General features: G+C 39.3%; 16 protein-coding genes and 4 pseudogenes. 9 read left to right on the plus strand and 11 right to left on the minus strand.

Going from position 1 to position 21,492, the window contains the following annotated elements; translation table 11 throughout:
- Position 1 precedes the first annotated feature (1 nt).
- The 4 genes from ureE to QT74_RS03455 are packed head-to-tail and all read left to right on the plus strand — an operon-like array spanning position 2 to position 2,709.
- Complete coding sequence (gene ureE / locus QT74_RS03440) at positions 2-514, plus strand: urease accessory protein UreE (RefSeq protein ID WP_000583069.1); 513 nt, start codon at positions 2-4, stop codon at positions 512-514.
- 50 nt (positions 515-564) lie between these two features.
- On the plus strand, positions 565-1,284 hold the full coding sequence (locus tag QT74_RS03445; protein ID WP_080247164.1) for an urease accessory protein UreF: 720 nt from the start codon (positions 565-567) through the stop codon (positions 1,282-1,284).
- 28 nt (positions 1,285-1,312) lie between these two features.
- Complete coding sequence (gene ureG / locus QT74_RS03450) at positions 1,313-1,912, plus strand: urease accessory protein UreG (RefSeq protein WP_000238762.1); 600 nt, start codon at positions 1,313-1,315, stop codon at positions 1,910-1,912.
- Entirely contained in the window at positions 1,912-2,709 is a 798-nt protein-coding gene (locus tag QT74_RS03455; protein ID WP_033764652.1) for an urease accessory protein UreD, read from the plus strand. The genes ureG and QT74_RS03455 overlap by 1 nt, the downstream gene beginning before the upstream one ends.
- 157 nt (positions 2,710-2,866) lie before the next feature.
- On the opposite strand, the gene QT74_RS03460 is transcribed toward QT74_RS03455, so the two are convergent.
- The 10 genes from QT74_RS03460 to QT74_RS03505 all read right to left on the minus strand — a co-directional run bounded on the left by QT74_RS03460 (position 2,867) and on the right by QT74_RS03505 (position 13,066).
- Positions 2,867-5,302, minus strand: coding sequence for a DNA translocase FtsK (locus QT74_RS03460; RefSeq protein WP_033764654.1), 2,436 nt, complete (start codon positions 5,300-5,302; stop codon positions 2,867-2,869).
- Positions 5,295-5,642 carry a hypothetical protein gene (locus QT74_RS03465; protein ID WP_033764656.1) on the minus strand — a complete coding sequence of 116 codons (348 nt, stop codon included), beginning with the start codon at positions 5,640-5,642 and terminating at the stop codon, positions 5,295-5,297. Before QT74_RS03465 ends, QT74_RS03460 begins: the two co-directional genes overlap by 8 nt.
- Before the next feature lies 1 nt (position 5,643).
- The gene (locus tag QT74_RS03470) at positions 5,644-6,063 is read right to left on the minus strand and encodes an SMI1/KNR4 family protein (protein WP_033764658.1); all 420 of its coding nucleotides are present in this window, start codon (positions 6,061-6,063) and stop codon (positions 5,644-5,646) included.
- Entirely contained in the window at positions 6,033-7,523 is a 1,491-nt protein-coding gene (locus QT74_RS03475; protein ID WP_033764661.1) for an HNH endonuclease, read from the minus strand. The genes QT74_RS03470 and QT74_RS03475 overlap by 31 nt, the downstream gene beginning before the upstream one ends.
- 9 nt (positions 7,524-7,532) lie before the next feature.
- Entirely contained in the window at positions 7,533-7,793 is a 261-nt protein-coding gene (locus tag QT74_RS03480) for a WXG100 family type VII secretion target (RefSeq protein ID WP_033764662.1), read from the minus strand.
- A 15-nt stretch (positions 7,794-7,808) separates the two neighbouring features.
- Positions 7,809-8,378: a hypothetical protein gene (locus QT74_RS03485; RefSeq protein WP_033764663.1), complete on the minus strand. Its 570-nt coding sequence runs from the start codon at positions 8,376-8,378 to the stop codon at positions 7,809-7,811.
- On the minus strand, positions 8,375-10,816 hold the full coding sequence (locus QT74_RS03490; RefSeq protein ID WP_033764666.1) for a hypothetical protein: 2,442 nt from the start codon (positions 10,814-10,816) through the stop codon (positions 8,375-8,377). Before QT74_RS03490 ends, QT74_RS03485 begins: the two co-directional genes overlap by 4 nt.
- Before the next feature lie 35 nt (positions 10,817-10,851).
- Positions 10,852-11,535 (minus strand): coiled-coil domain-containing protein, encoded by a 684-nt coding sequence (locus tag QT74_RS03495; RefSeq protein ID WP_033764668.1) that lies wholly within the window; start codon positions 11,533-11,535, stop codon positions 10,852-10,854.
- Between the two features lies 1 nt (position 11,536).
- The gene (locus tag QT74_RS03500; RefSeq protein ID WP_033764670.1) at positions 11,537-12,259 is read right to left on the minus strand and encodes a hypothetical protein; all 723 of its coding nucleotides are present in this window, start codon (positions 12,257-12,259) and stop codon (positions 11,537-11,539) included.
- A gap of 597 nt (positions 12,260-12,856) precedes the next feature.
- Positions 12,857-13,066: a hypothetical protein gene (locus QT74_RS03505; protein ID WP_000849019.1), complete on the minus strand. Its 210-nt coding sequence runs from the start codon at positions 13,064-13,066 to the stop codon at positions 12,857-12,859.
- A gap of 327 nt (positions 13,067-13,393) precedes the next feature.
- On the opposite strand from QT74_RS03505, the pseudogene QT74_RS03510 reads away from it, so the two are divergent.
- The 5 genes and pseudogenes from QT74_RS03510 to QT74_RS03535 all read left to right on the plus strand — a co-directional run.
- Positions 13,394-16,950, plus strand: a pseudogene (locus tag QT74_RS03510) (bifunctional proline dehydrogenase/L-glutamate gamma-semialdehyde dehydrogenase).
- Positions 16,951-16,976: 26 nt separating this feature from the next.
- Complete coding sequence (gene putP, locus QT74_RS03515) at positions 16,977-18,467, plus strand: sodium/proline symporter PutP (protein ID WP_033764672.1); 1,491 nt, start codon at positions 16,977-16,979, stop codon at positions 18,465-18,467.
- 40 nt (positions 18,468-18,507) lie between these two features.
- Positions 18,508-19,951: pseudogene (locus QT74_RS07995) on the plus strand (DNA cytosine methyltransferase).
- Entirely contained in the window at positions 19,948-20,646 is a 699-nt protein-coding gene (locus QT74_RS03530) for a DNA-methyltransferase (protein WP_033764674.1), read from the plus strand. Before QT74_RS07995 ends, QT74_RS03530 begins: the two are co-directional and overlap by 4 nt.
- 51 nt (positions 20,647-20,697) lie before the next feature.
- Positions 20,698-21,162 (plus strand): annotated as a pseudogene (locus QT74_RS03535) (agmatine deiminase family protein); the annotation flags it as partial.
- Here QT74_RS03535 and QT74_RS08680 read toward each other — a convergent pair.
- Positions 21,152-21,385 (minus strand): annotated as a pseudogene (locus QT74_RS08680) (DNA methyltransferase); the annotation flags it as partial. The pseudogenes QT74_RS03535 and QT74_RS08680 sit on opposite strands and share 11 nt — an antisense overlap.
- Positions 21,386-21,492: the final 107 nt, after the last annotated feature.

The raw sequence follows: 21,492 nt of genomic DNA on the forward strand, positions 1-21,492 counted from the left end.
GATGATCATAGAGCGTTTGATGGGCAATCTAAGGGATTTAAACCCCTTGGATTTCAGCGTGGATTATGTGGATTTGGAATGGTTTGAAACGAGGAAAAAAATCGCTCGTTTTAAAACCAGACAAGGCAAAGACATAGCCATACGCCTTAAAGACGCTCCCAAGTTGGGTCTCTCTCAAGGGGATATTTTATTTAAAGAAGAGAAGGAAATTATCGCCGTTAATATCTTGGATTCTGAAGTCATTCACATCCAAGCTAAGAGCGTGGCAGAAGTAGCGAAGATATGCTATGAAATAGGAAACCGCCATGCGGCTTTATACTATGGCGAGTCTCAATTTGAATTTAAAACACCATTTGAAAAGCCCACACTAGCGTTACTAGAAAAGCTAGGGGTTCAAAATCGTGTTTTAAGTTCAAAATTGGATTCCAAAGAGCGCTTAACCGTGAGCATGCCCCATAGTGAGCCTAATTTTAAGGTCTCACTAGCGAGCGATTTTAAAGTGGTCATGAAATAAATATAGAGGATAGAGGAAAAAGCGTGAAAAGCACTAAAAAAAGCGTGGGTATGCCCCCAAAAACCCCAAAGACAGACAACAATGCTCATGTGGATAATGAATTTCTGATCTTGCAAGTCAATGATGCGGTGTTCCCTATTGGCTCTTACACGCATTCTTTTGGGCTAGAAACTTACATCCAGCAAAAAAAGGTTACCGATAAAGAAAGCGCTTTAAAATATTTAAAAGCCAATCTCTCTAGCCAGTTCCTTTATACGGAAATGCTGAGCTTGAAACTCACCTATGAAAGTACTCTCCAACAAGATTTAAAAAAAATCTTAGGGGTTGAAGAAATGATTAGGCTATCCACAAGCCCCATGGAATTACGATTAGCCAATCAAAAGCTAGGCAATCGTTTCATTAAAACCTTACAAGCCATGAACGAATTAGACATGGGTGCATTTTTTAACGCTTACGCTCAACAAACCAAAGATCCCACCCATGCCACTAGTTATGGCGTTTTTGCGGCGAGTTTGAACATTGAATTGAAAAAGGCTTTAAGGCATTATCTTTATGCGCAAACTTCTAACATGGTGATCAACTGCGTTAAAAGCGTCCCTTTATCCCAAAATGATGGGCAAAAAATCTTATTGAGCTTGCAAAGCCCTTTTAACCAGCTCATAGAAAAAACCCTAGAATTAGACGAAAGCCACCTGTGCGCGGCAAGCGTTCAAAACGACATTAAGGCGATGCAGCATGAGAGTTTATACTCGCGCCTTTATATGTCTTGAATTTTAATCTCAAATTGAAAGGAATTTTATGGTAAAAATTGGAGTTTGTGGTCCTGTAGGAAGCGGTAAAACCGCCTTGATTGAAGCTTTAACGCGCCACATGTCAAAAGATTATGACATGGCGGTCATCACTAATGATATTTACACGAAAGAAGACGCGGAGTTTATGTGTAAAAATTCGGTGATGCCGCGAGAGAGGATTATTGGCGTAGAAACAGGAGGCTGTCCGCACACGGCTATTAGAGAAGACGCTTCTATGAATTTAGAGGCCGTAGAAGAAATGCATGGCCGTTTCCCTAATTTGGAATTGCTTTTGATTGAAAGCGGAGGCGATAACCTCTCAGCGACTTTTAATCCGGAGTTGGCGGATTTTACGATTTTTGTGATTGATGTGGCTGAGGGCGATAAAATCCCCAGGAAAGGCGGGCCAGGAATCACGCGTTCAGACTTGCTTGTCATCAATAAGATTGATTTAGCCCCCTATGTGGGAGCGGACTTGAAAGTCATGGAAAGGGATTCTAAAAAAATGCGCGGCGAAAAGCCCTTTATTTTTACGAATATCCGCGCTAAAGAAGGTTTAGACGATGTGATCGCTTGGATCAAGCGCAACGCTTTATTGGAAGATTGATGAACACTTACGCTCAAGAATCCAAGCTCAGGTTAAAAACCAAAATAGGGGCTGACGGGCGGTGCGTGATTGAAGACAATTTTTTCACGCCCCCCTTTAAGCTCATGGCGCCCTTTTACCCTAAAGACGATTTAGCTGAAATCATGCTTTTAGCGGTAAGCCCTGGCTTAATGAAAGGCGATGCGCAAGATGTGCAATTAAGCATCGGTCCAAATTGCAAGCTAAGGATCACCTCGCAATCCTTTGAAAAAATCCATAACACTGAAGATGGGTTTGCTAGCAGGGACATGCGCATTGTTGTGGGGGAAAACGCTTTTTTAGACTTCGCGCCCTTCCCTTTAATCCCCTTTGAAAACGCGCATTTTAAGGGCAATACCACGATTTCTCTGCACTCTGGCTCTCAATTGCTCTATAGTGAAATCATTGTCGCAGGGCGAGTAGCGCGCAATGAGTTGTTTAAATTCAACCGCTTGCACACCAAAATCTCTATCTTACAAGATAAAAAGCCTATCTACTATGATAATACGATTTTAGATCCCAAAACCACCGACATGAGTAACATGTGCATGTTTGATGGCTACACGCATTATTTGAATTTGGTGCTTGTCAATTGCCCCATAGAGCTCTCTGGTGTGCGAGAATTGATTGAAGAGAGCAAAGGAGTGGATGGAGCCGTGAGCGAGATTGCTAGTTCTCATCTATGCCTAAAGGCTTTAGCGAAAGGCTCAGAACCCTTGTTGCATTTAAGAGAAAAAATCACTCGCCTCATCACGCAAACGATTACGCCAAAGGTTTGAAAGCGCTTTAAAAAGATTAAATCCCTTTAGTCTTTTTAACCCCCCCTTTTTTAACTCTCTTTTTTAACTCTCTTTTTTAACTCTCTTTTTTAACTCTCTTTTTTAACTCTCTTTTTTAACTCTCTTTTTTTAACTCTCTTTTTTTAACTCTCTTTTTTTAATCTTGTAAGCTGAAAGGCCTGAATTCAGTGCGACTGTCTTTGGAAAGCTCTACAAATAGCGCGTTGAGTTTGCTTGTCAATGAAGGCAAATCTTTTTTGATAGCGTCTAAGTTTTCCCTATTACACTTAAAGGCCAGGCATTGCTTGAAGTGGTTGTTTAACAATTCTCTTAACTTGTCAAAATGGTAATTAGTTTTAATTTGTTTGTAGTCATGTGCAAAAATGACGCAATACTGCTCGTTGTCTGTGGCTTTTTCTAAAAACGATTTTAACTTTTCCGCCCCTACTTTGTCGTGCAACTCTTTGGCTTCATTCAAATTGTCTATCATCAGCACGCTATTAGGGTTTATGGCGGTGTCTAAAACGCTTCCTAGAGGGCTTTGCATGGGCGTGATGTGGTGTTTTTTCAACGCATCAAGTTCTCTCACAAGGCGTTTTTCGGCGTTATAAAAGAGCAACTCTTTGTTGGCCGTCTTGAAATTTTGAGCAAAAAGTTTCATTAAAGCGATGCGAGCGTTTAAATCTTGGCTCACTACTAACAAATGCGATTCGTTGTTTTCAAACTCCACTATCAGATCCTTTTGCTCATAATCCACTTTTTTGCCCAGATGCAAACGCATTTCATCAGTCTTAAGGGTGTTGGGCATTTTTAAAGGTGTCTCGCCATTATAGATTTTACGATCTATGGGCGCTAGGTTTCTTTGGTTAAATTCAGCGTGTATTTTTGTGAGAAAAGATTTGAAATCATCAGGGGCTTTAGGGATACTCATCTTGGTGTGGTATTTTTGATGCCCTCCGTTGTTGTTGAAAATGCCTTCTGGCCTGACAAGCTCACAAGCCGCATCATCGCCCAAAACACTACTGCTGTCTTCTGCATCCATAGGCAAAGCGATGCGGTTAGCGATTTGAGCCTTAAAGCTTGGATTAATGTCAGTGCCGCGCATGGTTTGAGTGGCTAAAACCAAATGCACCCCATAGCTGCGGCCCTTTTTAAGCAGAGTGTTTAAAGATCGTTCCACACTCCCTTTCACTTGAGTGGATTTATCGCTAAAAAGCACCTGAAATTCATCAATCACTACGATCAATCTGGGCATTTTTTCATGCTTTCGGTAATCGTTTAAATCTTTCACATTGAATTGCTTGAACCGATCGGCTCTTTTTTGTATTTCATCGCAAAGCCAGCTTAAAAAATTCATGCCAAAACCCACCGAACTCGCCACGCTCACCAACCTCGCATGCTCTAAAATCGGATCTGTGTATGCGTTAAATTCCACCCCCTCTTTATAGTCTAATAAAAAGAGTTGGACTTCATCGGGATCGTAGTAGAAAGCTAGATTTTGAATCAGCACATGCAAGAAATTGGATTTCCCGCTCCCGCTGCGCCCGCAAATGAGCGTGTGGTTTTGTGCGTTACCGATTTCAAAACACACTTCCTTATGGTTAATATCCCACCCCACCGGCACGCTCACTTCATACTGAGAGCTTTTAGTCCAAAATTCTTTGTCTCTTTGTAAGTCTTTCAACTCCCTTTTAACTGCTTTCTTTTTCTCGTAATACGCTTTAATTTTAGTAGCGAAGTCTTGCATGTGCTGGGATTGGATACCATGATCATTGATCACTTCCACATTAAGGTATTTTAAGCGCTCAAAACCTGTCCTGTCTTTAAAAAACTCCGCATAGCGTTTCAAATCTTCTGCGGATTTATTGTTTTTTTCGCTCTCCAAATTGACAAAGCTCAAAACCCCATTTTTAGAGCCAAAACGCATGATCTTTTCCAGATAATAAAGCGCGTTTTGACTTAAAGCATCCACCCCGCTTAAAAAAAGCGCTTTTAAAGGCAAGCGGTCTTTGGCTTTTTCATTATAATGCGCAAAATCTCTAAAACCGGCCAATTTTTCTTGCAAATTAACCTTTAAATATTCATACAAATGCTTTAGGGCTTCTTCTATTTCCTTGCTTTCGGTTAAAATCCTTTGCTGGTAAATAAAGTCATTGTTTTTATGTAAAAGCCTTCTGGCCAGATTGAAAATGCCCCCCAAGCTCAACGCATCAATCAAAATCACTTCCAGTTGCACTAAAGGCGTGCTAGAGAGTAAGCGCATGAGCATTTCTCTCAAAAACTGCCCGTCTTTTTCATGCTCTATATACAAGCTTTTAGGGGGGAAAGGATAAACTTTAGGCAATAAAAATTCCATGTTAGCGCCATTTTTGCCCCTAACTTGCAATAAACCACAGCTCAAAAATTGAGGGTAAGCACTCGTTTCATTGAATTGCGGCGCGTCTGTGAATTGCGCTTGAATTTGCCTGATACTCTTTTGGTAGTCCTCTATTTGTGAGACGATCGGCTTGAGAAAGCTCTCTGGCTCTTTTTTAGCAACAACCTTATCTAAGGCATCGTCCAGTTCTTTTAATAAATTACCCGCATCAATCATTTCTATCCTTAAGATATTCATCATAGCGCCTCTTAGCTTCTCTTTCATGCTCTTTGGCTTCACGCATAAGCTTATCAATTTCGCTTGATGGATGGAAATTCATATCAATTCGCCCCTCCAAAGACTTGGCTTCTTCAATTTGCTCGTCGATTTTTCTTCTTTGGTATTGAGTGTCCTGCTCTAAATTTTCTAAATCATGCGCGATTTTTAGCATCTCCTCTAGCGCCTCACTTTTAAGTTTCTGCCCCAAATCATCTTGCATGGCGTTTTCTACAAATTCATCGCAAATCCTTCTTAACTCATTGGTGCAACCCTCCAAAAAAACTTTATGAGAAAACATTTTAACCCCTTGATTCTAGTTTTTTTAAAAACATTTTAAGATTTAATAGCGCTTTTTTTGAGCCATCATCAGTGTCTAAAAACAGCACCACATCAGTAGTCGTATTCAAAAGATAATACCCCCCATACCCGTCATTAGCAAAGACGATTTCTTCAGGTTCTAACCATTCTTTCAAGCTCTGCATGAAATCAATAAACAAGCTCTCTAAGTTGAAGTTCAAAACATGCTTGAATGTGTAGGATTCATTGCCCACCATGAAAGAACGCCATTGGCTAAAACCATAATTTGATCGTTTGATAAAGTCCTTAAACGCATCGCTCAAGCCTATTTTCAACCGCTCTTCTAACCCGTTCAACGCATTCTCATTGAGCGGCTCTACAAATTCCCAATTCAATTCTGTTTCTGTAGAAATTCTGTCCATAGTGAATATCCTTTCGTGTGTTTCACGCCTAATAATAATTCTTCCCTAACCAACGCCACATTCCCTAAAACATTCGCGTCAAAATGCCATAAATAGCCCCTAGGGATGAATCCTTTTGCGATCTGTTCCAACTCTGTCGCATCAAAGCCCAAATCGTTGTCTTTAAGCGCGGCTTGTAAAGCCTTTAGGGCATGATGAGCGCATGCGATTTTATTCAAATCTTCTAAAGGCACAATGGCGCTAAAAACGCTATCAAACTCCGCTAAACGCCACTCATTAAAGCGGACTTCTTCCGGATAGGGGTTTTTTTCATCTACAATAAAGCCCTCTTTACGGCTTTCTAAAAACTCCCTATACTCCAACGCTTTTTGCACATAATTTTCATTGCGTTCTAAAACGGGATCGATTTTTTGACTCAAATTTTCCGTAGCTATTTCTAACTCTCTTTCTAAGTTATCAAAAGCTTCGTTTATAGCGTTCAAATCGTTGGGGGATTCTTTGATTTTTTCTGTAAAACCTTCTAAAGCTTTCTTGCAATTTTTAACGCAATGCTTTTTGGCTAACGAAAAGCTTTCGTTATAAGAAGGCACGCTTAAAACGCTTGGCATCAAATCCTCTAAACTCTTTTCAAATTCTTGTTCTTTAGAGCTTGCCATGCGATCCAGTTCATCGTTAGATAAAGCGTTAGTTTTATCTCTAAAGCTTGGCGTTAAATCCTCTAAACTCTTTTCAAATTCTCGCTCTTTAGAGGATTTAGCGCGATCTGATTTAGAAGAAGCGTTAAATCTGTTTTTCAAATCGGTGTATAAAGAAAAGCTAAAATCTTCCCTCAAATCTTTCAAGCGCTCATCAAAAACGCTTTTTTTAGGGTTATAAGAGAAAGTAGGCCGTTCAAAATCGTATTCCATTAAAACGCCTGGGGTTGGAAAGTTGTATTCGTTATCTATCGCATCGCTCGCTTGTTTCAAACGCCTGATAAATTCCTGGTGCTTATCAGTATAAAAATGCAACCTCTTTTTAACGCCCTCCCAAGCTTGATTCACAAGTTCCATGCTCGCTTTGGCTTGAGTGGAGTAGATTTCAAGTGCTTGTTCTAGTAATCTTACATTCCTTTCCCATTTTTCTATATTGTCTTCCATAAGGTTTAAGCCCTTTTCACAAGCTTCAGCGCCTAATTTAGCAAAAGGGAAAATAGTCGAGACTGCATCACAAACACCTCCACAAAAATCTAAAACAGATCCCCAAAAGCCCTTTCGCTTCTTTCTGGCTGCGTTTAATTTTCCTATGGCTTTTTCCAATTGCATTTCAATTTTTCTGCACTCCACTATGATTTTTAGCGCGTAACTATCAAGGTCTTTGATAAAACCACCACACTTGTCTTTTTGCAGGGTTTGTTTAAATTCCCTGCATCTTCCAACAACCTCTTTGACTTCTTCTGTGTCCGTTTTCCATTCAGCCATAAATCATCCTTAATAATCCTCTTCTAAAACCCTAATCCTCTCTTTAAGCCATGCGATTTGCTCTTGCGCGGCTTCATCAAACTCGTTGAAGGTGCTTTTCAAGTTGTCTAACACCTCGCTAAATCTGTCTCTCCTAGCGTCTTGCCATGAATCCAAATTATGGAAATGGCTATTCAAGCCATTCACTTCATCATTCAATAACTCTTTAAAGCGTTCTAAATGCTCCACAAATTCCCTAACCTCTTCGGTATCCATTTGCACTTTGCTCATCGGTTGTCCTTTCTTTTAAAAATTTTCTTCATTAGAATCAGGCTTTTTATCGCCGCTGATTCTAATGCTCCCACCCCCATAGCTAGGGGGTGTTGTGGGGCGAATCTCTATCGTTTCGCCTCTTTCTCTTTTGTATTTTTCTTGCTGGCTTTGGTGGTATGTTTTCATGCTGTCTATCACGATCGTTTTGTGGGTGCTCCCTAAATCAGCGTTGGTGAGCAATTTTTTGGCGCCATTACCCAAGCTGTTAGAACGCTTGTCTTCTATTTGGAGCGACAAATTCAAACCCTTAAACCCCTCTAAAGCCTCCACTAACGCTACCACAAGCTTCCTGTCCCAGACAGAATTTTTCAGCTCCTTGCACAAGGAAAAAATCTCGTGCGCGGATGGCTTGTCATACAAAAACAAAAGGTCTAAGCTTTCTAAAAATTCCAAATTGCAACGCTCTTTAAAATTTTTCAAAAAGCCCTCTTTTAAAGGCACAAAGCCTTCAAAGATAGGGATTAGCCCCTTATCTTTGGCGTGTTTAAACGCCATAACTTTTTCTTCAATCACAACAAACGCATACGCGTTCTTAGTCATCATAATTTTTCTACCTCGCTTTCATAGATTAATTGGTCGTCTTTAAACAGCCCCACTTTAATGCTTTGTGAATCCACGCAACACACCTTCACATCCACTTCTTCATGCTCTTCTAACGCTATAAAAATACGCTGTGTGTCGTGAATGTTTAAAGTGTTGGTGTTGGCTAGAGCTTTATCGCTGTAGCGTATCTCTAACCCATCAAAGCCTCCCCATTCCTCTTTAGTTTGGAAAATCTGGTATTCGTTAGGCTTTAAAGAATCCCGACTGATTTTAATGTGAAAATTCCCTTCTTTTTCAACGCCCAAATCGTATTTAAACACAGGGTTGGCGTCTATAGAGGGCATTTCAATCCCGTTAGGCTTGTTCCTGCTTTCTAAAAGCCCAAAAGCCACCCCGGTTTTGCAAGTGGGCTTCAAATAAGCGGGCGTGTTAGAAACGTCTTCTCCTGTAAGCTCTAAAATCTGTTTGTCTGATTCTTCTGTGCCTAGCGGCTCATAAAGAATGAATGTGAAATCATCTTTAGAAGCCATTTGCTTGTAAGCTTTGAGCTCCTTTTCTTTGGCGTTTTCAAACGCTTGTTTGACCAGCATCGATTTGCTCGCATTCCCTCCTAAGAAAATATGAAACGCCCGACACTCATCGTCAATATTTTCAGCCATCACTTTAGAAAACCCTGCAAAGAAGTTTTTAACGCCATCATCTATCTTGCTTTTTAAAAGGTTTAAAAGCTCTTTATAATCAATTTTGAGTTCGATTTCTGGTATATCTTTCCCATTCCTATCAAACAGCGTGATTTTAGAACCCTTTTCAAAGCCTTCTATCTCAAACTCTTCATTTTCTTCTATCGCTTCTATAATATCAGCGTCTAAATTTTCTAAAAAAGGGCGTAAGTTAGAAGCAATCGTTTGCAAGTTCAAGCGCGCTTCTCTGGATTTTTGTATAAAAGATCCAAAGCGTTGCTCATCGATCCCATCATAGTTAGGCTTAGCGATGACAATGCCTTTTTCTTTCAGCGTTTGAAAATTTTGACCATACGCTTCAAAAGCCAACAATTCCAATAAATTTTCACCGCCTAAATACTTATCCCCTCCACTGCTAAAATGCGTCATTTTGTAAGCGAATTTAGGGTTAGCGCTTTTTTCCCATTTGCCAAAGTCAAAATCCGTCGTCCCACCCCCAAAATCAAACACCCCGTAATAAACCGGCTTGTCTAATTTTGCTGATTTATCAAACCCATAGCTTTTTAAAGCGCTAATGGCATACGCGCAAGGCTCGCTCGCTCTTAATTCCACTTTGAAATTTTTAGCCGTTTTTTCATCGTCAAAAACATGCCTGGGTAAGGATTTTTTTAAGCCTTTTTCAAAACTCTCTCTGATTTTTTCAGCTTGATGCTTTTCATACTTGATGGGATAGGATAAAAAGTATTTCAAAAACACGCCATTATGCATGTTGTTGATGCAGCGGCCAATATAGTAAGCATAGATTTCTATGGGGTTAAAATCCGTGCAATGAGCGAAGCTTTCTAAAGAAAAATCTTCAAATAAATCCCTAAAATTCTGTTTTTCATCCGCTCCAGCCCATTGCTTCAATTTAGAAAAAAACCGATACAAATCATTACCTTGAGCGCTTGTAAAATACTTTTGGGCTTCATACGCCACTTCCATATCTTGCTTTTCTGTGAAAGGGCGGTGGCTTAAAGCGTTATAATCTTTAAGAAACTTTTCTTTGTTTCTGAACTCTACTATCGTGGGGTTTTCATACTTTTTTAGGTCCTCTGCATCTACATCCCCGCCAATAGAGAGCAAGCAGTATCTTCCGCCCTCACCTATAAAGCTTGCAGTCGTGCTTTTAGTCCCAAAGTCAATAGCGACAAAACCATCCCTTTTTAAATCTTTCAAACTTGAACGGACATAGAAATTCCTTTCTACCTCTTCTTCGCCGATTTTTTCTTTGGGTAAATTATCAAACCTAAAGGTTACGCTTTCTTTAGGCGAGCTAGGCACCGCTAAATCCCAATGCCCTCCATCTAAATCAAGCAGTTGGCTTTGACTATAACTCTTAAGGCCTACCGCTGTCTTATCCACCTCGAGCATCACATTACTAAACGCTTCAAAATCCACATCCACATCGCTATAAGAAACGATTTCTAAGGTTTTTTCTACAAGCTCATTAGTGATCTTTTCAGCTTGCGCTAAACCCTCTATGAATCTTTGATTGTCATCAGAAAGATACCTTGAATAAGCCTCATTACTGACAATCGCATGAAGCACCCGCAGCGCTTGCTTGAACTTGATTTTATCTTCTTCTGACACTTCTTTTTTGAAATTAATCGGAGCTTCTTCATTGAATACGGCTTTATCTTTTAAAGACAGCTCGCACAAAATCTCTACTAACGGGTGGCCAATAGGCAGTTTTAAACTTTTTAAGGGTGTTACCATGATATTTCTCCTTTAATTATGGTTTTGGTTGTTTTTTAGGGTTGCTCTTTCAAGCCCCTCTCTTTGAGCGCGATGTTCTCTTCTTCTAATTTTCTGTTTTGGCGTTTGAGATCCTCTATCGCGCTTTTAAAACGCCAATTTTGCAAGTCCAGCTCGCTTTTGTCTGTGGCTTCTAAACTCTTCAGGCGCGCCATTTCTCGCTCCAATTCTGTTTTTTCTTCGGCTATTTTTTCTTTAGCCTGCAATAGCTGATCGTTAGAGTTTTCTAAATTTTTTTGAGCGCTTTCTAACTTTTTGAGTTTGTCGGTTAGGTGTTGGTTGTCTTTTTCTAAATCAGCGCATAATTTTTCTAAAAACCCATGCGCATCTTGCAATTGCGCTCGCTCTTGTTTGAGACTATCCTGCTCTTTAGTGAGCGCGATAACTTGGTGGTTGAGTTTGTCATTTTCGGTTTTCAGATCGACGGTTTTTTCAGTCAGCGCGGCGTTTTTACTAGCTAAATCGGTGTTTTCTTTGGTTAGCTTGTCTTTAGCTTGCCATAATTGATCGTTAGAGTTTTCTAACCCACTGATTTTTACAGCTAAGTTTTCGTTTTCTGTTTTTAACTCTGTGTTTTCATTAGTTAGATTTTCGTTTTCATCTTCTAACTCACTGATGCGAGCTTCTAATTCTTCTCTGATTTGATAGAAACCAAAGCATTTTTCAATGAATGTTCCCATTTTATGATCCCATATCCACGATAGTGTAATATGTCGTTTTTTTGTCGTATGTGTAGCCTATTAAGACCACTCTTTGCATCTTTCCGAAAGTGTTTTGCTCTGGGTATAGCTTTTTGCATGTAGAGTCATAAGCGCTTGGCTCTTTCAAACGCTCAAATTTATTATCCTTAACATATTCAAAAAGCAAATCAAACAATTCAGCTAATTTTTCGCCTTTATCGCTTCTCTTATCGCTTAATTCTTGGCTCGCTTTGTTATAAAGGCTTTCTAAATAGTATTTGCTATCGCTAAGAACTGATGCGATCAAATCCATTGCGCTATGGGTTTTTTCCACAAACCCAAAATTCAAGCACCCTTTGACTTCCAAAAAGACTTCATAGAGTCTTTCTAATTTTTTGTATGGAGCGTGTTTTTGCTCTAACTTGTCTTTTTCTTGGTTCGCTTGGATCACTTGGTTTTTTAATTCGGTGTTTTTTTCAGTGAGTTCTGTTTTTTCTTTAGTTAGATTTTCTTTTTCTTTGGTTAGATTTTCTTTTTCTTTTGATAAACCGGTGATCTTGTTATCTAGATCGGTGTTTTCATTTTTTAAAACTTGCTGAGATTGTTCTAATTCTCTCACTTGCTTTTGTAATTCGGTTTTTTCTTTAGTTAGATTTTCTTTTTCTGTGGATAACTCGGCTTTTTCATTTTCTAAAACTTGCTGAAAGTTTTTTAACTCATTCACTTGCTTTTGTGATGAATTAAGCTGATCGGTTAGATTGTCTTTATCTGCTTTCAGATTGGTGTTTTCTTTAGTTAGATTTTCTTTTTCTGCTTTCAGATCGGCGTTTGCTTTAGTTAGATTGTCTTTATCTGTTTTCAGCTCGGTGTTTCGGCTAGTCAGCTTATCTATTTCTCTAGCTAGTTTATTTCTTTCTCCATTTAGTTTGGTGTTTTCTTCTTTAAGCGCTTCCTCTTTTTCTTGAGAGTCTTTTGAGTTTTCTTGGGTGTCGTTAGAGGATTCTCTAAAAAAGGAGCCTATGCAACGAGAAATTTTTATAAGGGGTTCAAGGTCTTCTAATTGGACTTCTAATTTTTTAAAGCGATCTTTTAGATCTTCAACAGATTTTAAAAGCTCTTCATTATTGGGGGGGGATAGAAGCAGTCGTTCTTGAAATACTCGTATTTCCTATATTCATGTTTTCTACAATATGATCACCACTCATAAGAATATCTCCTTTTTTATATTTTATATCAATGTTAAAAAGATTGTTATTGTAATTTGAGAAAACTTAAAATGAGCTTTATTTTCCCCCCCTTTTTCGCCCCCTCTAACAAACCCCTAGAATGTAGAATCCCAGTGGTTTAAGTTAGAAGAATAAGGGTCAAAAAAGCCCTTAGGCGTGTATTGCGCTTCTTTTTTGGTAGAAGCGTCTTTTGAAGAATGGTCTTTAGGAAGACAAGCGAAACGCTGAGTATCAAAGCTAGAACAACCGCTCAATAACAACGCACCGAGTGTGCCGATCATAATACCATTTTTAATTGTTTTCATTTTATATCCTTTGTTTTGTAAAATTCTTTGTAAATCCGTTTAATTTAAAATCGTTTAATTGAATAAGCTAAACTTTAAATTACACGATGCGAATGGTATAATTTATTTTTAAACGAAAAGTAAATGAAGCTAAAAACAATACAAATTATCACTCAAATTTTTATCATTGTGTAAAAATGCGTGATAAACTCAAACAGATTGGAATGAGAATTAATTACCGCTAGAACAAAATTTAAAATTAAAAAACATTACCAACCCATAAGACTTAAAGCCACCCGCTTAAAACATGCTACAATCAAGCCAAATTCTTAAATAAAAGGTAAGCTCATGCAAAAAATCATTGACGATTCACTAGAATTAGCTAAAAAACTGCAAGATAGTATCAGTAACCATTTGAGCGAGCAAGAAAAAGCGTTCCACTCTAAAATGCAAAAGCTTTTAAATAACCCCGAAAACAAAGTCATGCTCATAGAGCTTATGGATCGGAGTTTTAGATGCTTGGACAATAAAGCCCGCTTTGAAATGATTGAGCATGTTTTAGACAAATACAAAAGCCGTGAGATTTTTTCTTCGTTTGAAAAATTGCTTTTAATGGGGTTTTTGAGCTTTGGGAAAATGCTCCCTGATATGAGCGTGCCTTTCTTTGTCAATAAAATCAGAAGCGACACGAAAGCGATGGTCTTGGATCAAGAAGAGAGCCAATTGAAAGAGCGGATTTTAAAAAGAAAAAATGAAAAAATCATTTTGAATGTGAATTTTATCGGCGAGGAAGTTTTAGGCGAAGAAGAAGCTAATGCGCGTTTTGAAAAATACTCTCAAGCCCTAAAATCCAACTACATCCAATACATTTCCATTAAAATCACGACGATTTTTTCTCAAATCAATATCCTTGATTTTGAATACTCTAAAAAAGAGATTGTCAAACGCTTAGACGCTCTTTACGCCCTAGCTTTAGAAGAAGAAAAAAACAAGGCATGCCTAAATTCATTAATTTGGATATGGAGGAATTTAGGGATTTGGAGCTCACGGTGGAGTCTTTTATGGAGTCTATCGCTAAATTTGATTTGAACGCTGGTATTGTGCTGCAAGCCTATATCCCTGATTCTTATGAATATTTGAAAAAACTGCACGCTTTTTCTAAAGAAAGGGTTTTAAAAGGGTTAAAGCCCATTAAAATCCGCTTCGTTAAGGGAGCGAACATGGAGAGTGAAGAGACTATTGCTTCCATGAAAGACTGGGCGTTACCCACATTTTCCAATAAGCAAGACACCGATTCTAATTACAATAAAATGTTAGATTTTGTTTTAGAGGGCGATAATTATAAATACATTCATATTGGCGCAGCGAGCCATAATATTTTTGAAATCGCTTATGTTTATACGCGCATCCATGCCATTAATGACCCTATTGTGTTAGAGCATTTTAGCTTTGAAATGCTAGAGGGCATGAGCTTGCAAGCGAGCCAGGAATTAAAAGAGATGCACAAACTCATTCTTTATGCGCCGGTGTGCGATGAAGTGCATTTTAACAATGCGATCGCTTACTTGGTGAGGAGGTTAGACGAAAACACCTCAAGCGATAATTTCATGAAAGCTTTCTTCAACCTCAAAGTAGGCACGAGCGAATGGAAAGACCAAGAGCAACGCTTTTTAAACAGCCTTAAAGGAATCGCCACTTTAGACAATGCCACCCACAGGACCCAAGATAGAAACGCCAAACAAACCGGGCATACCACCTACCCAAACCACTCCTTTAAAAACGAAAGCGATACCGATTTTATTTTAAAAGCCAACCGAGAGTGGGCTAAAAAAGTGCGCGAAAAAATGCATAACGCCCCTATTTTAGAGCTTTACCCAGAGATTGATGGGAGGTTTGAAGACCCTAATTTAACCCCTTTAGAAGTCTTTGATAAAATCCATCATAAAAAAATCGCCAGCGTGCATTTAGCGGATAAAGAAGCGATTTTAAAAGCCCTAGAAGTCGCTAAGAGCGATAAAAGCCGTTTCAGTCAAAAAAGTTTTGCAGAAATCCATGCCTTAATGAGCCAAACCGCCCAGCTTTTTAGAGAAAGAAGAGGCGATTTAATAGGGATTTCGGCTTTAGAAGTGGGTAAGACTTTCGCTGAAACGGACGCTGAAGTAAGCGAAGCCATTGACTTTTTAGAGTTTTACCCTTATAGCTTAAGGGTGTTGCAAGAGCAAAACCAAAAAACGCAATTCACCCCTAAAGGCGTGGGTGTGGTCATTGCTCCGTGGAATTTCCCTGTGGGCATTTCCGTAGGCACTATCGCTGCCCCCCTAGCCGCTGGCAATCGGGTGATTTACAAGCCCTCAAGTTTGTCTAGCGTAACGGGTTATAAACTTTGTGAGTGTTTTTGGGATGCCGGCGTGCCTAGAGATGCGCTCATTTACTTGCCCTCTAAAGGGAGCGATATTAGCGAACACCTTTTAAAAGATGAAAGCATCCAGTTTGCCATTTTAACCGGGGGCGAAGACACCGCTTATAAAATGCTAGAAGCTAACCCCACTTTAGCCTTGAGCGCTGAAACGGGCGGTAAAAACGCCACCATTGTGAGCAAAATGGCAGACAGAGATCAGGCGATCAAGAATGTTATCCATTCAGCTTTTAGCAATTCGGGGCAAAAATGCTCTGCCACTTCGCTTTTAGTGTTAGAAAAAGAAGTCTATGAAGATGAGAACTTCAAAAAGACTCTAATAGATGCGACTCTAAGCCTTAGCGTGGGCGATCCTTTTGATTTCAAAAACAAAATCGGCACTCTAGCGGACAAGCCTAATGAAAAGGTCATCAAAGCCATAGATGAATTGAAAAGCTATGAAAATTACGAAATCCCAGCAAGTTTTGTTGATGATAACCCCTATTTGATGAAGCCAAGCATCAAATACGGCACTAAAAAAGGCGATTTCACGCACCAAACTGAGCTTTTTACTCCCATTTTATCCGTGATGAAAGCGCAAGATTTAAACGAGGCGATAGAAATAGTCAATTCTACCGGTTACGGGCTGACTAGCGCGTTAGAGTCGTTAGACGAAAGGGAGTGGGAATATTATTTAGAACGCATTGAAGCCGGTAATATCTATATCAACAAGCCCACCACAGGAGCGATCGTTTTGCGCCAGCCTTTTGGGGGGATTAAAAAATCCGCTGTGGGGTTTGGGAGGAAAGTAGGCATTTTTAACTATATCACGCAATTTGTGAATATCCATCAAGGTGAAGAAGATGAACACGCCCTAAAAAACCCCTTGAGCGAAACTTTAGAGAGCTTGACTCAAAAAGGCTATGACGAACACACGCATGAGTTGAAGCGCGCGATTTTTATGGCAAAGAGCTACGCTTATCATTACAAGCATGAATTTAGCCAAGCTAAAGACTATGTCAAAATCAGAGGCGAAGACAACCTCTTTTCCTACACTAAGGTTAAAAGCGTGGGCTATCGCATCACCGAAAAGGACACCTTAAGCGATATGTTAGGCGTGGCTTTAGCATGTCTCATTTCTCAAATCCCTTTAACAATCAGCATAGAAAACGAACGAACGAACAAGGATTTAACCTTTTTTTTAGAATGCTTAAAAACGCTCCAAATAAACGCTCCTATCGTTTATGAAAGTTTGCAAGCTTTTAGCGAAAAATTGCATGCTTTCAATCGTGTCCGTTATCTAAAAAGCGATTTGGATTTATTGCACGAACAAGCGAGCGCTTTAGGGATGGTTTTAGCCACGGCTAAACCATGCCTAAACGGGCGTTTTGAATTACTGTATTACCACTTAGAGCGATCGGTTAGCATCTCTTATCATCGTTACGGGAATTTAGGCTCAAGGGTTTTAAGGCGACCAACTTGCCACAAATCATGTTGTGCTGAAAAATAAATATTGTATTAAATAAGGAGATCAAAATGGGACATGTTGTTTTAAGCACCCCTATTGTTACGATGTTTATCGCTTATTCGCTGTTAATGCTCTATATTGGTTTTTATTTTTACAAACAAAATGAAACGACTGAAGATTATTTCTTAGGCGATCGTTCCATGGGCCCTATCATTAGCGCTTTGAGCGCAGGGGCGAGCGATATGAGTGGGTGGCTTCTAATGGGATTACCTGGAGCTTTATATGTGGGGGGGCTTATCAACTCACACATCGCCATAGGGTTGAGTTTGGGCGCGCTCATTAACTGGGTTTTTGTGGCTAAACGCTTACGCATCTATACGAGCGTGATCGCTAATTCCATCACCATTTCAGATTATTTTGAAACGCGCTTTAGCGATGATAAACACATCTTGCGCTTGATTTCAGCTTTTGTGATTTTAATCTTTTTTATTTTTTACATTTCTTCAGGGCTGGTGAGCGGGGCTAAACTCTTTGAAGCGACCTTTGGCATTCAATACACCTACGCTTTAAGCATTGGCACGCTGATTATTGTCTCTTACACCTTTTTAGGGGGGTATAAGGCGGTGTGCTGGACGGATTTGATTCAAGGGCTTTTGATGATGAGCGCTTTAATCGTGGTGCCGATCGTTATGATAATCCATCTTGGAGGGATTGGAGAGGGGATTAAAATCATTAGAGAAATCAAGCCTGAAAACCTTTCTTTCTTGCAAGGCTCTAGTATAGTCGCCATTATTTCAAGCCTTGCTTGGGGGTTAGGCTATTTTGGGCAACCCCATATTTTAGTGCGTTTCATGTCTATCCGCTCCATTAAAGATGTCCCCAAAGCGACCACTATTGGGATTTCTTGGATGGTTATTTCTTTGATTGGGGCATGCGTTATGGGGCTTTTAGGCGTTGCGTATGCGCATAAATTTGATTTGAGTTTACAAGACCCTGAAAAGATTTTCATTGTGATGAGTCAATTGCTCTTTAACCCTTGGATCACAGGCATTTTATTGAGCGCGATTTTAGCGGCGGTGATGAGCACGGCCAGTTCGCAACTGCTTGTAAGCTCTTCTACCATTGCTGAAGATTTCTATGCGACGATTTTCAATAAAAACGCCCCCCAAAAATTAGTGATGGTTATTTCTAGGCTTTCGGTTTTAGGGGTGGCTTGCATCGCTTTTTTCATTTCAACGGATAGAAACGCTAGCATTCTTAGCATCGTGAGTTACGCATGGGCTGGCTTTGGTGCGAGTTTTGGCTCTGTGATTTTATTCTCGCTTTTTTGGTCAAGAATGACGCGCATTGGTGCAATTGCTGGCATGCTCTCTGGGGCTAGCACGGTGATTTTATACGATAAATTTGGCAAAAGCTTTTTGGATATTTATGAAATCGTTCCGGGCTTTATTGTAGCAAGCATCGCTATTGTGGTGTTTAGTTTGTTTTCTAGCGTGCGAGCAGGCACTAAAGAGGCTTTTGAAACCATGCTTAAAGAAATTGAGAGCTTGAGGCATTAAAACGCTTCAAATGAGCTTGGTCTAATCCCTAAAACCCCCTATGCTCTTTAATCAAACCTTAACCTATGTTTCTTTATTTTCTGGGGCAGGAGTGGGGTGCTATGGGCTTTTAGAAGAGGGGTTTGAATGCGTTGCTACCAATGAAATTTTAGAAAAACGCTTGAATATCCAAAGGATTAATCGCAAATGCAAATTTGATGAAAGCTACATTAGTGGGGATATTAAAAAGTCAGAAACAAAAGAAAAAATTTTAAAGCAAATTGAATTTTATTCTAAAAAATTTGGTAATGATAGGGTTGATTTAGTGGTAGCAACCCCACCTTGTCAAGGCATGAGCGTAGCCAATCATAAAAAGAAAAACGATGAAATCAAACGGAATTCTTTAGTGGTTGAAAGCATTGATTTGATCAAACAAATCAAACCCAGATTTTTTATTTTAGAAAATGTCCCTAGTTTTTATAAAACAGGTTGTATAGACAAAAATGACAATTTGCTAGATAGGATCTATGATAGAGCAAAATTTGAGTGGCGATTATATGCTCTATGATGAGGTAATCAATTTTAAAAATTTTGGAGCTAATTCAAGCCGAACAAGAACTTTAGTGATAGGGGTTTGTAAAGAGTTTAAAGATTTTATAAGCGCGTTAGAATTTTTTCCTGATTTCAAACAAGAAAAAACCTTAAAAGAAGTGATAGGCTCATTAAAACCACTTGCTTGGGGCGAGTATGATAGCACGGATTTTTATCATAGTTTTAGAACTTATCCAAAGCATATGCAAGAATGGATTAAGGATTTAAAAGAAGGACAAAGCGCGTTTGAGAATACAGAATTAAACAAAAAGCCTCATAGAATTGTCGGTAATAAGATTGTCTTAAATGTTTCAGATTATGGTGTGCCTCAAAACAGAGAGAGAGCGTTTATTGTAGGGGCTAGTCATTTCAGTTTTGATTTCAATCTTTTAGAGCCTTCTCAAAGCGTGAATGTTCAAGATGCGATAAGCGATTTAGCCTATCTTTGTTCTAATGAGGGGGCGTTTGAGAGCGATTATTTAAACCCTATCCAATCAAGCTATCAAGCCTTGATGCGAAAAGATAGCCCCAAATTATACAACCACCAAGCCACCAACCACTCCCAAGCCGCTTTAGAGAAATTAAAGCTCATCAATAAAGAGCAGGGCAAAGAATGCTTGCCTAAAAACTTGCATGGCAAACAGCAATTTAAAAGCACATGGGGGCGTTTGAGCTGGAATAAAATCAGCCCTACCATAGACACACGCTTTGACACTCCAAGCAATGGCACCAACTCCCACCCTGAATTGCACCGCTCTATCACGCCCAGAGAAGCCGCTAGGATACAAAGTTTTAGCGATGATTATATTTTTTATGGCAATAAAACAAGCGTTTGCAAGCAAATCGGTAACGCTGTGCCTCCTCTTTTAGCCCTAGCTTTAGGCAAAGCGATCTTAAAAAGCTTAAGAAAATGATACAAATTTATCATGTTAACGCTTTTGAAATCATCAAGGATTTCTACCAACAAAATTTAAAAGTGGATGCGATCATCACTGACCCTCCTTACAATATTTCGGTTAAAAATAATTTTTCTACCCTAAAGAGCGCTAAAAGACAGGGTATAGATTTTGGAGAATGGGATAAAAATTTCAAGCTTTTAGAATGGATCGCACTCTACGCCCCATTAGTCAATCCAAACGGCTGCATGATTATTTTTTGCTCTTACAGGTTTATAAGCTATATCGCTGATTTTTTAGAAGAAAACGGCTTTGTGGTCAAAGACTTTATCCAATGGGTTAAAACTAATCCCATGCCAAGAAACATCCACCGGCGCTATGTCCAGGACACGGAATTTGCCCTGTGGGCGGTTAAAAAGAAAGCCAAATGGGTGTTTAACAAACCCAAAAATGAAAAATATTTACGGCCCTTGATTTTAAAAAGCCCTGTGGTGAGCGGGCTTGAAAAGACCAAACACCCCACGCAAAAAAGCCTAGCCTTAATGGAAAAAATCATTTCCATCCACACAAACCCTAATGACATCGTGCTAGATCCTTTCATGGGGAGCGGCACCACCGGTTTAGCGTGCAAAAATTTAGAACGAAAATTTATCGGTATAGAATCAGAAAAAGAATATTTTCAAACCGCTAAAAAGCGTTTGAATCTGTTTTAAAAACGCTATTTGAATGAGATTGTGTTATAGTTATTTAAAAGGATATTTTGAATGAAAAGAATGTTAGCGGAGTTTGAAAAAATCCAAGCGATTCTAATGGCGTTCCCCCATGAGTTTGGCGACTGGGCGTATTGCATCAAAGAAGCTAGGGAAAGTTTTTTAAACATCATTCAAACCATAGCCAAACACGCTAAAGTGCTAGTGTGCGTCCATACTAGCGATACTATCGGCTATGAGATGCTTAAAAACTTATCTGGTGTAGAGATCGCAAGGATTGACACTAACGACACATGGGCTAGGGATTTTGGAGCGATCAGCATTGAAAATCAGGGCGTTTTAGAGTGCTTGGATTTTGGTTTTAACGGCTGGGGGCTAAAATACCCATCCAATTTAGACAATCAAGTGAATTTCAAGCTCAAAAATTTAGGGTTTTTAAAACACCCTTTAAAAACGATGCCCTATATTTTAGAGGGCGGGAGCATAGAAAGCGATGGGGCTGGGAGCATTTTAACCAACCCAAACAAAAGGCATCGTATTCTTCAAAAGAGTCAAACTTATCCCAATGATCCTCAACGCCTTGAAATTTTGTGCCTTCAAAACGCTTCAATTCCCCCTCTGTTTGCATAAAATATGGGGGGTCAGCAAAAATAAAATCAACGCTTTTATTAGGAAAATCTTTTAATTTTTCTAAACAATCCCCCTCTATGATAGTATTTAAGTTTTCTTTTAAAAAATCCATGATTAACTAACCTTTTATATCTGCTACTCTAATTATTTTAACACAAGCATTTTAAGGCTATCTTAATGTTTGATCTCTAGATTTGTTCTCATCAAATGATAGAAGCT

It is taken from the genome of Helicobacter pylori SA213A (assembly GCF_000476275.1).
In the GTDB taxonomy this organism is placed as follows: domain Bacteria; phylum Campylobacterota; class Campylobacteria; order Campylobacterales; family Helicobacteraceae; genus Helicobacter; species Helicobacter pylori_CL.

Coding starts and splice junctions, on each gene's coding strand:
- QT74_RS03495 (WP_033764668.1), bottom strand. CDS start 11,535: ATGGGAACATTCATTGAAAAATGCTTTGGTTTCTATCAAATCAGAGAA.
- QT74_RS03455 (WP_033764652.1), top strand. CDS start 1,912: ATGAACACTTACGCTCAAGAATCCAAGCTCAGGTTAAAAACCAAAATA.
- putP (WP_033764672.1), top strand. CDS start 16,977: ATGGGACATGTTGTTTTAAGCACCCCTATTGTTACGATGTTTATCGCT.
- ureG (WP_000238762.1), top strand. CDS start 1,313: ATGGTAAAAATTGGAGTTTGTGGTCCTGTAGGAAGCGGTAAAACCGCC.
- QT74_RS03480 (WP_033764662.1), bottom strand. CDS start 7,793: ATGAGCAAAGTGCAAATGGATACCGAAGAGGTTAGGGAATTTGTGGAG.
- QT74_RS03475 (WP_033764661.1), bottom strand. CDS start 7,523: ATGGCTGAATGGAAAACGGACACAGAAGAAGTCAAAGAGGTTGTTGGA.
- QT74_RS03485 (WP_033764663.1), bottom strand. CDS start 8,378: ATGATGACTAAGAACGCGTATGCGTTTGTTGTGATTGAAGAAAAAGTT.
- QT74_RS03530 (WP_033764674.1), top strand. CDS start 19,948: ATGATACAAATTTATCATGTTAACGCTTTTGAAATCATCAAGGATTTC.
- QT74_RS03460 (WP_033764654.1), bottom strand. CDS start 5,302: ATGATTGATGCGGGTAATTTATTAAAAGAACTGGACGATGCCTTAGAT.
- QT74_RS03465 (WP_033764656.1), bottom strand. CDS start 5,642: ATGTTTTCTCATAAAGTTTTTTTGGAGGGTTGCACCAATGAGTTAAGA.
- ureE (WP_000583069.1), top strand. CDS start 2: ATGATCATAGAGCGTTTGATGGGCAATCTAAGGGATTTAAACCCCTTG.
- QT74_RS03445 (WP_080247164.1), top strand. CDS start 565: ATGCCCCCAAAAACCCCAAAGACAGACAACAATGCTCATGTGGATAAT.
- QT74_RS03505 (WP_000849019.1), bottom strand. CDS start 13,066: ATGAAAACAATTAAAAATGGTATTATGATCGGCACACTCGGTGCGTTG.
- QT74_RS03470 (WP_033764658.1), bottom strand. CDS start 6,063: ATGGACAGAATTTCTACAGAAACAGAATTGAATTGGGAATTTGTAGAG.
- QT74_RS03490 (WP_033764666.1), bottom strand. CDS start 10,816: ATGGTAACACCCTTAAAAAGTTTAAAACTGCCTATTGGCCACCCGTTA.